This is a genomic window from Pseudomonas sp. Marseille-Q7302 (assembly GCF_965111925.1).
Window position 1 is genome coordinate 3,585,951 of record NZ_CBCOPK010000001.1, and the last position, 13,979, is coordinate 3,599,929.

13 protein-coding genes are annotated in these 13,979 nt (G+C 66.4%); 8 read left to right on the top strand and 5 right to left on the bottom strand.

Annotated features, from left to right (window positions below; all coding sequences use genetic code 11):
- Positions 1 to 1,002: an alpha/beta hydrolase gene (locus ACWPW1_RS16730; RefSeq protein WP_454253471.1), complete on the top strand. Its 1,002-nt coding sequence runs from the start codon at positions 1 to 3 to the stop codon at positions 1,000 to 1,002.
- Here the strand turns inward: ACWPW1_RS16730 and ACWPW1_RS16735 are convergent.
- Together ACWPW1_RS16735 and ACWPW1_RS16740 are read right to left on the bottom strand one after the other, a co-directional pair.
- Positions 999 to 3,194 carry an ATP-binding protein gene (locus tag ACWPW1_RS16735; RefSeq protein ID WP_454253472.1) on the bottom strand — a complete coding sequence of 732 codons (2,196 nt, stop codon included), beginning with the start codon at positions 3,192 to 3,194 and terminating at the stop codon, positions 999 to 1,001. The two genes, ACWPW1_RS16730 and ACWPW1_RS16735, sit on opposite strands and share 4 nt — an antisense overlap.
- 92 nt (positions 3,195 to 3,286) lie before the next feature.
- Complete coding sequence (locus ACWPW1_RS16740) at positions 3,287 to 3,874, bottom strand: HAD family hydrolase (protein ID WP_454253473.1); 588 nt, start codon at positions 3,872 to 3,874, stop codon at positions 3,287 to 3,289.
- 99 nt (positions 3,875 to 3,973) lie between these two features.
- Between ACWPW1_RS16740 and ACWPW1_RS16745 the strand changes: the two genes are divergently transcribed.
- The 6 genes from ACWPW1_RS16745 to ACWPW1_RS16770 all read left to right on the top strand — a co-directional run bounded on the left by ACWPW1_RS16745 (position 3,974) and on the right by ACWPW1_RS16770 (position 10,561).
- Positions 3,974 to 4,723, top strand: coding sequence for a haloacid dehalogenase type II (locus ACWPW1_RS16745; protein WP_454253474.1), 750 nt, complete (start codon positions 3,974 to 3,976; stop codon positions 4,721 to 4,723).
- Positions 4,724 to 4,790: 67 nt separating this feature from the next.
- On the top strand, positions 4,791 to 5,417 hold the full coding sequence (locus tag ACWPW1_RS16750; RefSeq protein ID WP_454253475.1) for a CatB-related O-acetyltransferase: 627 nt from the start codon (positions 4,791 to 4,793) through the stop codon (positions 5,415 to 5,417).
- 69 nt (positions 5,418 to 5,486) lie between these two features.
- Complete coding sequence (locus tag ACWPW1_RS16755) at positions 5,487 to 5,759, top strand: hypothetical protein (protein WP_271655663.1); 273 nt, start codon at positions 5,487 to 5,489, stop codon at positions 5,757 to 5,759.
- A 31-nt stretch (positions 5,760 to 5,790) separates the two neighbouring features.
- On the top strand, positions 5,791 to 6,486 hold the full coding sequence (tsaA, locus tag ACWPW1_RS16760) for a tRNA (N6-threonylcarbamoyladenosine(37)-N6)-methyltransferase TrmO (RefSeq protein ID WP_313649472.1): 696 nt from the start codon (positions 5,791 to 5,793) through the stop codon (positions 6,484 to 6,486).
- A gap of 119 nt (positions 6,487 to 6,605) precedes the next feature.
- Positions 6,606 to 7,982, top strand: a complete 1,377-nt coding sequence (gene ppnN / locus ACWPW1_RS16765) for a nucleotide 5'-monophosphate nucleosidase PpnN (protein ID WP_271655665.1) — start codon at positions 6,606 to 6,608, stop codon at positions 7,980 to 7,982.
- Between the two features lie 353 nt (positions 7,983 to 8,335).
- Positions 8,336 to 10,561 (top strand): putative bifunctional diguanylate cyclase/phosphodiesterase, encoded by a 2,226-nt coding sequence (locus ACWPW1_RS16770; protein WP_454253476.1) that lies wholly within the window; start codon positions 8,336 to 8,338, stop codon positions 10,559 to 10,561.
- On the opposite strand, the gene ACWPW1_RS16775 is transcribed toward ACWPW1_RS16770, so the two are convergent.
- The gene (locus ACWPW1_RS16775; RefSeq protein WP_454253477.1) at positions 10,558 to 11,244 is read right to left on the bottom strand and encodes a dihydrofolate reductase family protein; all 687 of its coding nucleotides are present in this window, start codon (positions 11,242 to 11,244) and stop codon (positions 10,558 to 10,560) included. The genes ACWPW1_RS16770 and ACWPW1_RS16775 overlap by 4 nt on opposite strands.
- A 136-nt stretch (positions 11,245 to 11,380) precedes the next feature.
- Positions 11,381 to 12,160: a ferredoxin-NADP reductase gene (gene fpr / locus ACWPW1_RS16780; RefSeq protein WP_007160677.1), complete on the bottom strand. Its 780-nt coding sequence runs from the start codon at positions 12,158 to 12,160 to the stop codon at positions 11,381 to 11,383.
- 120 nt (positions 12,161 to 12,280) lie between these two features.
- On the opposite strand from fpr, the gene ACWPW1_RS16785 reads away from it, so the two are divergent.
- The gene (locus tag ACWPW1_RS16785) at positions 12,281 to 13,213 is read left to right on the top strand and encodes a LysR family transcriptional regulator (RefSeq protein ID WP_059315799.1); all 933 of its coding nucleotides are present in this window, start codon (positions 12,281 to 12,283) and stop codon (positions 13,211 to 13,213) included.
- Here the strand turns inward: ACWPW1_RS16785 and ACWPW1_RS16790 are convergent, their stop codons facing one another.
- Complete coding sequence (locus ACWPW1_RS16790; RefSeq protein WP_059315800.1) at positions 13,214 to 13,651, bottom strand: DUF4345 family protein; 438 nt, start codon at positions 13,649 to 13,651, stop codon at positions 13,214 to 13,216.
- Positions 13,652 to 13,979: the final 328 nt, after the last annotated feature.

Consider the following 13,979-nt stretch of genomic DNA (forward strand, 5'->3'; position numbering starts at 1 on the left):
ATGCATCGGCTGCTAGCGCTGTGCCTGGCGCTGGCCTGGGGCTCCGTCCTGGCGGCGCCTCACGAAGGCGTCGCCCGTATCGTCGACGACCGCCTGCCGATCGGTCAGGCGCAGGCCGCATTGCAGCTATCCATCGATTGGAATCAGCCGCACCCGGAAATTCGCCGCGCCCTGGTGATCGTCCATGGCCGCCTGCGTAATGCCGCGACCTATTTTCGCTCCGGCGAGACGGCGGCGGCGGCGGCGGGAGCAGGCGCGGATACCCTGGTGATCGCCCCGCAGTTTCTCAACGAAACGGATATCCAGCGTCATCGATTGCCTGACGACCTGCTGCGCTGGAAAGGGAATGCCTGGATGGGCGGCGAGCCCGCCCTGGACCCGCAACCCTTGAGCAGTTTCGCGGTGTTCGACGCCCTCCTCGCTCGCCTGGCGGACCGCCAGCACCTGCCCAATCTGCAGGAGGTGGTGATCGCCGGCCATTCCGGCGGTGGCCAGGTGGTGCAGCGCTACGCCGTCCTGGGCCAGGGTGAGCGCCAACTGGCCAGCCGCGGCATCCGCCTGAGATTCGTGGTGGCCAATCCGTCGTCCTATGCCTATTTCGATAGCCAGCGACCCGATCCCCAGGGCCGGCCCGTGCCCTTCGCCAATGCTGCCGCCTGCGCGGATTTCGACACCTGGAAATATGGGATGCAGGGCTTGCCGACCTATGCCGAAGGGCGCTCTGCGGCGAGTCTGGAGCAGCACTATGTGAGCCTGGACATCACCTACCTGCTTGGCGCCCGTGATACCAATCCGCAGCATCCGGCGCTGGACAAAAGCTGCGCCGCCGAAGCGCAGGGCCCCTATCGGCTGGCACGCGGGCTGAGTTACTACCGTTACCTGCAAGACCGTCATCCGGGGCTGCGCCAGCAACTGGTGGAGGTGCCCGGTGTCGGTCACAACGGCGATGCCATCTTCACCTCCGCCGCAGGCCGCCGGGCGCTGTTCGGCGTTGGCGGCTAGCCCTCGAAACCCAGTCGCTCGGTAGTGCTGAGGATGTCCTGCACTCTGGCGACGAAGGCATCCAGTGTGAAGGGCTTGGCCAATACGGCCATCCGCTCACCGATCAGGGGCACGGGCGGCTCGCTGCCCGCCGCATACCCCGTGATGAAGAGGACCGGCAGGTGCGGGCGCAGGATACGAGCCGCGTTGGCCAGCAGCCGGCCGTTCAGCCCCGGCAACCCGACATCGGTGATCAGCAGGTCGAAGCCCTCGCCTTCGCGCAGCGCCTCCAGGGCCGCGTCGGCATCGACGGTAGCGCGATAACGCCAGCCCTGGTCGACGAACAGCTGCACCAGCAACTCGCGAATGACCGCATCGTCCTCCACCAGCAGCACCCGGACGCTAGGCAGCGCGCGGGCCACCCTAGCGCTGGAGGCAGCCAGGGGCACACGGATCGGCGGGGCCGGATGACGCGGCAGGAGCAGACTCACCCGACAGCCCTGCCCCGGCGTACTGGTCACGTTCACCTGGCCACGGGACTGCCGCACGAAACCATAGATCATGGACAGCCCCAGCCCGGACCCCTGGCCCACGGGCTTGGTGGTAAAGAAGGGTTCGAACACCCGCTCCAGCACCTCCGGAGGCATGCCCACGCCGTCGTCAGCGACCTCGATCAGCAGGTAGTCACCCGCCGGCAGCGCCGGGTCGGCGTCGCGCTGCACCCAGTTGCGCGCGCTGATGGTCAGGGTGCCCCCTGCGGGCATGGCATCGCGGCTGTTGATGGCCAGGTTGAGCAGGGCATTTTCCAGCTGGTGGGGATCGGCATCGACGTCCCAGAGCCTGACATCCAGATCGAGCTGGCAGCGAATCTGCGGCCCCAGGCTGTGCAGCAGCAACTCCTGGAAGTCGCCGATCAGCCGGGCCACGTCGACCGCCTGGGGATTGAGCGTCTGCCGACGGGAAAAGGCCAGCAGGCGATGGGTGAGACTGGCGCCTCGCCCCACCGACTGGGTCGCGGTATCCAGCAGCCCGCCGACGCCAGCCAGGGCCTCCGCCGGCAACCGGCGGCGCAACAGATCCAGGCTGGCCTGGATGCCGGCCAGGAGATTGTTGAAATCATGGGCGATGCCGCCAGTGAGCTGGCCCACGGCCTCCATCTTCTGCGCCTGGCGCAGCAGCTCCTCGGCCTGGGCGCGACTGTGCATCTCCTCGTGCAGCTGGCGGTTGCGCTCCTCCAGCTCGGCGGTACGCGCCTGCACCTGGACCTCCAGGGTGGCGCGCTCGCGGCGCAATGCTTCCTCGGCCTCGCGACGGTCGTCGATGTCCTCGCTGGTACCATACCAGCGGATCACCCGCCCGGCCTCGTCGCGGCGCGGATAGGCGCGGGTGCGCATCCAGCAATGGCTGCCATCCGCCAGCCGCACCCGATGCTCCTGATCGTAGGCCTGGCCGGCGCGGCACGCCGCGTCCCAGGCTCGCCGGGTCACCAGCCGGTCATCCGGATGCAGCAGCGTCCAGAAGTCCTCGGCCTGCAAGTCACCCTGGCCGGTCAGCTGCTGCCAGCGTGGCGAGAAGACCATGAGGCGGCCGCTGGGGTCACAGGTCCAGGTGTATTGCGGATTGAGCTCCACCAGGTGCCGATAGTGGTCTTCGCTCTCGCGCAGCTGCAGATCCGCCTGATGACGCTCGATGGCCAGGGCCGCGGTCTCGGTAACCAGGCGAAAGGCGTCGCGCTCGGCGGCCAGAGGGCGCCGCGGCTCCAGGAAATAGTTGGCGAAGGTACCCAGCAGCCGGCCATCCAGCGCCAGCAGCGGCATCGACCAGCAGGCGCGCAGGCCGTAGCGTAGCGCCAGGTCCCGAGCGCCGGCCCACAGCGGATCGCGAGCAATGTCCTCGACATAGACGGCTTCGCGCCGGTAGGCGGCGGTGCCGCAGGAACCCGCCTGCGGACCTATTTCCAGCCGACCGAGATCGCGGCTGTAGGCGTCCGGCAGGCTCGGCGCGATCCCGTCCTGCAAGAAACGACCGTCATCGCTGAGCAGCAGGATGCAGGCATGCAGGCGCACCTGCGCCAGATGCTCCACCCGTTGCATCAAGGCATGCAGCACGTTGGCCAACGGCAGCCCGGTGGCAAGGCTTTCCAGGGTCTGGCGCTCGTACTGGCGCAGGTCACTGGCAGGCTGCTGATCGCTGGAAGATCGCTGAAGGCTCATACGACTGGCCTGGCATGAATCCAAAGTCAGCATCTTAGCCATCCCCCAGGCAACCGACAGACTATTTGCGCCTAGTGGACGTTTTAACAGCGTCAAAGCGCCGCCAGGATTTCCGTGCAGTCCTCGAAACGCTGGTCGCGCGATGCCGGCCAGGGATCGCCAGGCTGGTTGACTTGCAGGGTGCGGCAGCCCGCCGCTCGCCCGCACTCCAGGTCATAGCGGTGATCGCCAATCATCACCAGGCTGGTGGGCGCCACCTGCCAGCGCTCGGCGAGATGCAGCAGGCCACCCGGATGGGGCTTGGGTGGCGCTTCGTCGCGGCCGAGCACGGCGGCAGGCTCGAAGCAGTCTTCCAGGCCGATGGCCGCCAGGGTCAGCAACGCCAGGTCGCGCGCGTTGCGGGTCAGGATGCCCAGGTGGCAACCGCGCTCATGCAGCGCGCGCACCAGGTCCACGGCGCCCGGCGCCGGGCGCGCGGCGACGGCCAGTTCCCGCTCGTGCTCGAACAGCCAGGCGTGCTTGGCCTCGCGCTCGGTGGCCGGCAGGTCGGCCAGGTGATGCAGGATGTCGGCCTGCTCGGGAATGCCCAGGTGGCGGCGAATGGCGGCGAAGTCGTGTACCGCCAGGGTGAGGGTGCCGTCCAGGTCGAACACCCAGTGGCTGAGGTGACGCAGCTTCATGCGGAGATCCTTTGGCAGGGGTGACCTTCGGGCACTCGGGGGGAACCCTGGTCACGGGTGTTCCGTCTGGTGGAGACAACCTTCTGCAGGAGTCTACCCATGACGACGACCGTTCGGGCGCTACTTTTCGATGTCTTCGGCACCGTGGTGGACTGGCGCGGCAGCCTGGTCAACGGCCTGCAGGGGCTGTCCGCCAAGCATGGCGTCCAGGGCGACTGGGAGCGGCTGGCCGATGCCTGGCGCGCCGAAGCCTACGAGGCCATCCTGCCGCAGATCGAAGCACGCAGCCTGCCCTGGCTGCCCCTCGACGACGTTCATCGCCTGGCACTGGACGAACTGCTGCCACGCCACGGCCTGGTCGGCCTGACCGATGCCGAGGTGGCCTGGGTCAATCGCCTCTGGCATCGCCTCGATCCCTGGCCCGATGCCGTGCCGGGCCTGCAGCGGCTGCGCCAGGGCTACCCCGTCTGCGCCCTGTCCAATGGCAACGTCAGCCTCCTGCTGGACATGGCGCGCCATGCCGGACTGCCCTGGGACATGCTGTTCGGCGCCGATCTGTTCCGGCGCTACAAGCCAGCCGCAGAAGTGTACCTGGGCGCCTGCGCCCTGCTCGATCTGCAACCCGAGCAGGTGATGCTCTGCGCCGCCCACAACGGCGATCTGCAGGCAGCCAAGGAGCTGGGCCTGGCCACCGCCTTCATCCAGCGCCCGCGTGAAAAGGGTTCGGCCGGCGGCGAGGTCTCGGCCGGTGGCTGGGATATCGACGCGAGCGATCTGCAGGACCTGGCCGACCAGCTGGGATTGCCAGCGACCGGCATGGTCCCCGGCCAGGACAGCAGTCAGCGCTGAACCCAGCGATTGAGCGACGCCCGAACGCTTCTGTATCCTGCCGGATACTCTTCGCCAGGGCATCGCCATGGGTTTTCTCGACAAGCTGCGCAAGAAACGTGAACGTCAGGCGCTGGCCGCCCTGCCCCGGCTGCACCAGCGCACGGCGCGTCTGCGCCGCGAGCTGCCCGATTACGAGATCGGCGCCGGCACCTATGGCGCGCCCAGGGTGTTCGATCTCAAGGAAGGCGCCACCCTGCGTCTGGGAAGCTATACCTCCATCGCCGAGGGGGTACGCATCCTGCTCGGCGGTCTGCACCGGCTGGACTGGGTGACCACCTACCCCTTCCCCGCCTTCGTCGATGGCCTGGCCCATATCACCGACTACGGCGGTACCCGCGGTGACGTGGTGATCGGCAGCGACTGCTGGATCTGTACCGATGCCCTCATCCTGTCCGGGGTCACCATCGGCCATGGCGCGGTGGTCGCCGCGGGCGCCGTGGTCACCCGCGACGTGCCGCCCTATGCCGTGGTGGGCGGCAATCCGGCGCGCTTCATCAAGTGGCGCTTTCCCGAGGCCACCTGTCAAACCTTGCTCGACATCGCCTGGTGGAACTGGCCGGAGGCGGACATCCTCGCCGCTGGCGAACGGCTATGCAACCCCGACATCGAGGGCTTCATCGCCTACGCCCAGGCGCGCCATCCGGCGCCCTGATCCCCCTGCCCGGAACTCGGGACGGCTCCAGAGGCTCACCTTCATTAGTCACTCTTTTGAAGGTCATCCATGGAAATGCTCGATCTGCTGCAATGGCCGGCCATGGCCATCACCCTGCTCGCCGCCTGGCTGGTGGCCTCCCAGCGCCAGGGCCGGCGCAACCTGGGCTTCTGGGTGTTTCTCCTGAGCAACGGCCTGTGGATCGCCTGGGGCCTGCAGGCCGAAGCCTATGCGCTGATCATGCTCCAGCTGGGCCTGGCGGCGATGAACCTGCGCGGCGTGCGGCGCAACGCGCACGATGCCCAGGCCGCCACGCTACCGGAGGGCTCGAGCAGGGCATAATGGTCGACCCCGCATCAGACGGCCCAGTCCCATGCAGCACAGCGTCACCCCCATCGGCCACGTCCGTTCCTGCTTCAAGGAGAAGTTCGCCATTCCCCGGCAGCCGGCCCTGGCGCCAGCCGCCCGCGGCGTGCTGGAACTGCTGCCGCCTTTCGACCGTCCCGAGGCGGTGGAGGGCCTGGAAGGCGTCAGCCACGTCTGGCTGCTGTTCCTCTTCCATCAGGCCCTGGAAAGCCAGCCGCGCCTGCGGGTGCGACCGCCGCGCCTGGGGGGCAATCGCTACCTGGGCGTCTTCGCTACCCGCGCCACCCACAGACCCAACGGCATCGGCCAGTCGGTGGTGCGCCTCGACGGCCTCGAACCGGGACGGCTGCTGCTCTCGGGCCTCGATCTGCTCGATGGTACCCCGGTGCTGGACATCAAGCCCTATGTGCCCTATGCCGACAGCCCTCCGGGCGCCCACAACGCCATCGCCGAGGCGCCACCGCCCGCACTGGCGGTCAGCTGGGCGGCGGCCGCGCGCGCCCAGGCCGAGGCCCATGGCCAGCGCCTGGGCGAACCCCTGGCCGAGCTGATCGAGCAGTGCCTGGCCCAGGATCCGCGACCGGCCTACCAGACGCCGACGCCCGAGCGGCGCTACGGAGTGCGGCTGTGGGATGTGGAGGTGCACTGGCACTATCCAACCGCGACCTCCATCCAGGTGCTGGACGTCACCGCCGCGGTCTGACACGGCCCCGTTTGCATTCCGGCGCCCGCGCCCCCAACAATGACAGTGCCGGATCGCATGAAGCGGTCCGCATCCGGCTACGGTCGCCGTTCGGCCGTATCACCGATAGGGAAGCATCTATGGCTCCAAGCAGACAGGTCATCAACGCTCAGGTCAGCCCCAAGGGCAGCCTGGAGACCCTTTCCCAGCGCGAGGTCCAGCAGCTCAGCGCCGCCGGCTCGGGCACGCTTTACCAGCTCTTTCGCCAGTGCGCCCTGGCCATCCTCAACACCGGCGCCCACAGCGACAACGCCAAGACCATCCTCGAGGCCTACCAGGATTTCGAGATCCGCATCCATCAGCAGGACCGCGGTGTCCGCCTGGAACTGGTCAACGCCCCGGCCGATGCCTTCGTCGACGGCGAGATGATCGCCAGCACCCGCGAGATGCTGTTCAGCGCCCTGCGTGACATCGTCTACACCGAGAGCGAGCAGAGCAGTCTGCGCATCGACCTGGAGAGCTCCGAGGGCATCACCGACTACGTCTTCCACCTGCTGCGCAACGCCCGCACCCTGCGCGCCGGAGTCGAACCCAAGATGGTGGTCTGCTGGGGTGGTCACTCCATCAGCACCGAAGAATACAAGTACACCAAGAAGGTCGGTCACGAACTCGGCCTGCGCAGCCTGGACATCTGTACCGGCTGCGGCCCGGGCGTGATGAAGGGGCCGATGAAGGGCGCCACCATCGCCCACGCCAAGCAGCGCATCCAGGGCGGACGCTACCTGGGCCTTACCGAGCCGGGCATCATCGCCGCCGAGGCGCCCAACCCCATCGTCAACGAACTGGTGATCCTGCCGGACATCGAGAAACGCCTGGAGGCCTTCGTCCGCGCGGGCCACGGCATCATCATCTTTCCCGGCGGCGCCGGCACGGCGGAGGAGTTCCTCTACCTGCTGGGCATCCTCATGCATCCGGACAACAGAGACATCCCCTTCCCCGTTGTACTCACCGGTCCGCAGAGCGCCGCGCCCTACCTTGAGCAGCTGCACGCCTTCATCGGCGCCACCCTGGGCGAAGCCGCCCAGCGCCACTACCAGATCGTGGTCAATGATCCGGTCGAGGTGGCGCGGCAGATGGCCCAGGGCCTCAAGGCGGTCAAGCAGTTCCGCCGCGAGCGTCACGATGCCTTCCACTTCAACTGGTTGCTGCGCATCGAGGAAGGCTTCCAGCGTCCTTTCGATCCCACTCACGAGAACATGGCGGCTCTGCAACTGACCCATGCCGTGCCGCCCCACGAACTGGCGGCCAACCTGCGGCGCGCCTTTTCCGGCATCGTCGCGGGCAACGTCAAGGCCAAGGGCATCCAGCTGATCGAGGAACGCGGGCCTTACGAGATCCATGGCGATCCCGACATCATGCGCCCGCTAGACCGGCTGCTGCAGGCCTTCGTCGAGCAGCACCGCATGAAGCTACCGGGCGGCGCGGCCTACGAGCCCTGCTACCGCGTGGTCAGCTGAATCCTTTCACGCCGGCCTTTTCGGCCGGTTTTTCCCACGCTCGACCGTTCGTCATCACCCCGCTCGACGAACGGTCGTTTTGCCGGCCAAGTGCCATCACAAAGTCGCTAGCTAGCTATCTAGAGCGCTCCGCCTTGCTCGACCGGCGCGTTTCCACCGCCCCCTGCCTGCTTGAAAAAAACCTCGCGCGCTAACTGCCTGGGTGTGCGTTAAAGCCCCTCTTCACCGCGCCGATAGGGCAAGGCAAGCTAAACCCAAAGCGGCGACTGCCGTGGTGAAGACTGCCCGGATCGACGAGCTCCGGTCGGGCAGCCTTCGTTCAGTCGCGCTGGATTTCCTGCCGAGGCAACGGAATGAACAACTGGTTGGGACTCGACTTTCTCGTCGCCCCTCTCACCCAAGACCAGGTGCATCTGCACGGCCAGCATGACGCCTGGTTGGTGACGCTCGCCTATCTGGTCGCGGTCAGCGCCTGCTATGTCACCCTGGTGTTCGCCGAGCGCATCGGCCAGACCCGCACCATGGCCCGGCGACGTGCCTGGAGCCTGATGGGCGCCCTGAGTTTCGGCTTCGGCGTCTGGGGCATGCACTTCATCGCCATGCTGGCTTTCACCGTGCCCACCCGGGTGCATTACGACCTCTTCGTCACCCTGGCCTCGCTGCTGATCGTGGTGCTGGCCGGCCTCATGGCCATGCCCGCCCTCAGCCAGCCCGACCTTACCCTAGGCCAGCGGCTCAAGGCCGGTCTGGTGCTGAGCGTGGGCATCGTGCTCATGCACTACACCGGCATGGCCGCCGCCCATACCGAAGCGGTGGTGCTCTATCGTCCGGCGCCCTTCCTGCTGTCGATCGCCATCGCCGTGGGCGCCAGCTTCGCCGCCCTGCAACTGATCCAGATCTTTCGTCGCCACTACACTGGCATCTACCGCTGGCTGCGCATGGCCACCGCCCTGGTGATGGGCCTGGCCATCGCCGCCATGCACTTCACCGGCATGTGGTCCATGGTGCTGATCGCGCCCGCCCAGGCCGAGGGGCCGCTACAAGGGGCCAGCAATTCCTGGCAGCTCGGCGTAGGCATCGCCATCATCGCCCTGCTGCTGGTGATAGGTGGCCTGGGCGCAGCCTGGGCGGATCGCCAGCTGCAGCGCAAGGAAAACGACCTGGAGCGGGTCAACTCCCTGGTCGGCCAGCTCGACGAAGCCCGGGCCTCACTGCAGCAGGCCGCGCACTACGACCCTCTCACCGACCTGCACAATCGGCGCTCCTTCAACCAGGCCTTCGCCGAGATTCTCGACCGCCATGCCCAGCAGAATCGCAGCCTGGCGGTGATGTTTCTCGACATCGATCACTTCAAGCGCATCAATGACAGCCTCGGTCACGACGCCGGCGACCAGTTGCTGGTGGCCATGGCCAAGATCATCCGCGACGCGGTCCGCGACGGTGATCTGGTAGCCCGCTTCGGTGGTGACGAATTCTGCATCCTGGCCAGCCTCGCCGGGCCGGACGAGGCACGCCATCTCGCCCAGCGCATCCTGGAGCGACTGCGCAATCCGATCACCATCGGCAGCCGCCCGCTGGTGATGACCACCAGCATCGGCATCAGCCTCTATCCACGCGACGGTGGCTGTTGCGAAGAACTACTCAAGAGCGCGGACCTGGCGCTCTATCTGTCCAAGGGTAATGGTCGGAACACCTACAGCTTCTTCGACGAGACCCTGCGCGAGAAGATCTCGCTGCAACTGGAGCTGGAGGCCGAACTGCGTGAGGCACTGGTCGAGGAGCGCGGCCTGCAGCTCTACTACCAGCCGATCCTCGACGTCGCCAGCGGCCACCTGGACAAAGCCGAAGCCCTGATTCGCTGGGATCATCCCCGCCTTGGCCTGCTGGCGCCCAACTTCTTTCTTGGCGTCGCCGAGGCCAATGGCTTCATCGAGGAGCTGGATGCCTGGGTACTCAAGCGTGCCTGCCGGGACCTTGCCGACCTGACCGCCGCGGGGCTCACCGACCTGCGCATCGCGGTCAACTGCTCGGCCCTGAGCCTGAGCAACGACGCCCTGCCCGGCCAGATCGCCTGGCGCCTGGACGATCACCGGTTGTCACCACGACGACTGGAGCTGGAGGTGACCGAGAACGCCCTGGTCAAGAATGTCCAGCCGACCGCCGAGTTGCTGCAACGCATCCGCGACCTAGGCGTGACGGTATCCATCGACGATTTCGGCACCGGTTATTCGTCGTTGGCCTATCTCAAGCGACTGCCCATCGACACCGTGAAGATCGACCGTTCCTTCATCACCGGGCTGGTCGAGGGCAATGCCGACCACCAGATCGTCCAGGCCATCATCGGCATGGCTCGGCCACTCAAGCTCAAGGTCACCGCCGAGGGTGTCGAACACCTGGAGCAACTGCGCCTGCTGTGCGCCCTGGGCTGCGATTTCATCCAGGGCTATCACATCAGCCGGCCGGTACCCTTGGCCCAGGTACCCGAGGTGATCGCGCGCTATGCCAGCGGGATCTGTCCGCTAGAGGCCGCTGCCGAGGCCGGGGCGGACGCCCTGGCCCTGGCAAAGGCGCTCGGCTAGGCGCGACGATAACGCAGCCAGACGCTGCCATCGTCCTGGGCCTCGGCGGAATCCAGACTTAGGTACAGCGGCTGCTGCCAGACCTGCTCGGCGATTTCAAAGGACGCCGGGTGCGCGCCGCGACCATCCACCAGCGGGACGATCAGCACGCTGATCTCGTCCACCAGGCCGGCGGCGACAAAGGAGCCGCTGACGTGGGGACCGCCCTCCACCACCAGCCGCTCGATGCCCAGCTCGGTGTTGAGCAGTTCCAGCACCGCCGCCAGGTCCAGCTCCTGCTTGCCGCCGAAGACATAGGAGGCACCGATGCTCTGCAGATGCGCCAGGTAATCGTCGCTCACCGCTTCGGAGAGCACCGCCACCACGTGGGAATCCAGCGCCTCGTTCTTTTTCCAGGCCACCTTGCCCTGGGGATCGATGGCGATGGCGTACTTGCTGGCGTCGCGCTTGGCAAAGTGGTGGGTGCGCGGGATGGGCGCCTGGGCGACGCCCTTGGGATAACCCTCGCCGTGGGCGATCTCTTCCATGGTCACCCGGCCGCAAGCCCAGGCATCGAAGTCGAAGCGCTCGGCCAGGCGCTCGTAGGTCGTATCGGCCTGTTTCTTGACGGTACGGTCCCAGCCATCGGTGAGGGCGTGACCGTCGACCGACGACATCATATGGCAGATCACATAGGGCTTCATGGGGGCTCCCAGCAGTGGCGTGTCGCCATGACACGCCCTGCAGAAACCGACCGGCCCGACGCCGGGGGAGTTCAGCCCAACTGGCTGCGCACATGAAAAACCCGCCGGAGGGCGGGTTTTCGTGGAGCTTGCGGCGTTACTTCTCGACGAAGGCGCGCTCGATCAGGTAGTCGCCCGGATCGCCCATGCGCGGCGAGATGGTCAGGCCGAATTCGTTCAGCACGGCGCTGGTCTCGTCCAGCATGCTCGGGCTGCCGCAGATCATGGCGCGGTCATCCTGCGGATTGATCGGCGGCAGGCCGATGTCCGCGAACAGCTTGCCGCTGCGCATCAGGTCGGTCTGACGACCCTGGTTGCGGAATTCCTCACGGGTGACCAGGGGATAGTAGATCAGCTTCTCGCGGACCAGGTCGCCGATGAACTCGTGCTCCGGCAGGGTCTTGGTGATGAAGTCGGCATAGGCCAGCTCGTTCACGTAGCGCACGCCGTGGACCAGGATCACCTTCTCGAAGCGCTCGTAGGTCTCCGGATCCTGGATGGTGCTCAGGAAGGGCGCCATGCCGGTGCCGGTGCTCAGCAGATAGAGGTGCTTGGCGGGCTTGAGGTCACTGAGGATCAGGGTGCCGGTGGGCTTGCGGCTGACCATCAGGTTGTCGCCTTCCTTGAGGTGCTGCAGGCGCGAGGTCAGGGGGCCGTCCGGCACCTTGATGCTGAAGAACTCCAGGTGCTCTTCGTAGTTGGGGCTGGCGATGCTGTAGGCACGCATCAGCGGACGACCACCTTCGGTCTCCAGGCCGATCATCACGAACTGACCGTTCTCGAAACGCAGGCCCGCATTGCGGGTGGTCTTGAAGCTGAACAGGGTGTCGTTCCAGTGATGAACGCTCAGGACGCGCTCGGTGTACAGGTTGCTCATCGATGACTCCAGGAAAAATCGGTACAGCCCGGGGCTGGATAGAAATTGCGCGACAGTTTATAGAGGGGGAAAATATCCGTGAAATGAATAATTCGAATATAGGTTATCCAAAAGGCAGATATGAGATTCACGTTGCGTCAACTCGAGGTCTTCGTCGCCGTGGCCCGCCAGGAAAGCGTTTCCCGCGCGGCCGAGGCGCTCAGTTTGTCGCAGTCGGCTACCAGTACCGCCCTGGGCGAACTGGAACGGCAATTCGACTGCCGGGTGTTCGACCGCGCCGGCAAGCGTTTGACACTCAACGCCCTGGGTCGTCAGCTGCTGCCCAAGGCGGTGGCCCTGCTGGACCGCAGCGCCGAGGTGGAGAATCTGCTGCGCGGCAAGACCGGCTTCGGCTCCCTGGAGGTCGGCGCCACCCTCACCATCGGCAACTACCTGGCCACCCTGCTGCTGGGCGACTTCATGCAGCGGCATCCCGATTGCCGGGTCCGCCTGCATGTGCACAACACCGCCAGCGTGGTGCAGCGGATCGCCAACCATGACATCGACCTCGGCCTGATCGAGGGCGATTGCCAGCACCCGGACCTGGAGGTGCAGCCCTGGATCGAGGATGAACTGGTGGTGTTCTGCGCGCCCGGACACACCCTGGCGGGTACCCAGGCCGCGCAGGCCGAGTTGGAAGCCCAGGCCTGGATCCTGCGCGAACAGGGCTCCGGTACCCGGCTGACCTTCGACCAAGCCATGCGCCATCATGCCCAGCCACTGGACGTACGCCTGGAGCTGGAGCACACCGAGGCCATCTTGCGGGCGGTGGAATCGGGGCTGGGTATCGGTTGCCTGTCACGGCTGGCGCTGCGCGACGCCTTCGCCCGCGGCACCTTGGTACCCATCGAGACCCCGACGCTGGATCTGCGCCGGCAATTCTGTTTCATCTGGCACAAGCAGAAGTACCAGACCGGGGCCATGGTCGAATTCCTCGACCTCTGCCGGCAGCTGACCCTGGGCCTGAGCCGCAGCGATCAGATCGACACCGCGCGGCCCCGGCCAGGGCGCTAGTTACTGGCCCTGGTAGATCCGGCGATTCTCTAGCTCCCGCTGCTCGTGGCGGCGGTGGGCGCGCAGCGCCAGCAGGGCGAGGATGCCGATGACCAGGCGATAGCCCTGGGAATAGAGGTCCAGCTCGGCGGTGGCCGACTCGCCCAGCACGCCGCTGATCAGGCGTACCACGAACAGCGTCAGCTGCACGAAGGCCACCAGCAACAGCCCGGCCGACAGCCACTCCGCCCGGCGAAAGGCCAGCACGGCGAACAGCGCCAGGGCGAACTGCATGCCGCCATACCAGACCCGCGCCTCGGCTACCGACGCCGAATCCATCAGCACCATGCCGCGGGCATTGGCCATCTCGTAGGGATAGAACCAGTGCGCCAGGGCGAGTCCAAACCAGACCAGGGCCTGCAGACCCAACACCAGACGTGCGAAGCTAAGCTCGGACATTCCCCGTTTCTCCTTGGGGCCAGAGGTGGATGACAGTCGCTCCAGTGTAGCCAGTGTGGTGTTCCAGAGGTTAACTGCACACTTTTTTGGCGGCGCCTTTTCGGCCGCAGCGGCGGACCATCCTGGCGGCGTTGCCACTCCTCGCCATAGCCCTGCCATGACTCGTCGGGGCGCCTGGCCAATGCCAAAAAATCACTCGCTAGTCCTTGCGCGAACCTCTGAAACACCACACTAGCCAAGGCGCCCCGCGCAGGGAGCGATCCGCACTGCCGATGCAGACCGCCACATCCGGGTTAGGGTTCGCTCGAAGGGCTGGGGTAAGCTGCAG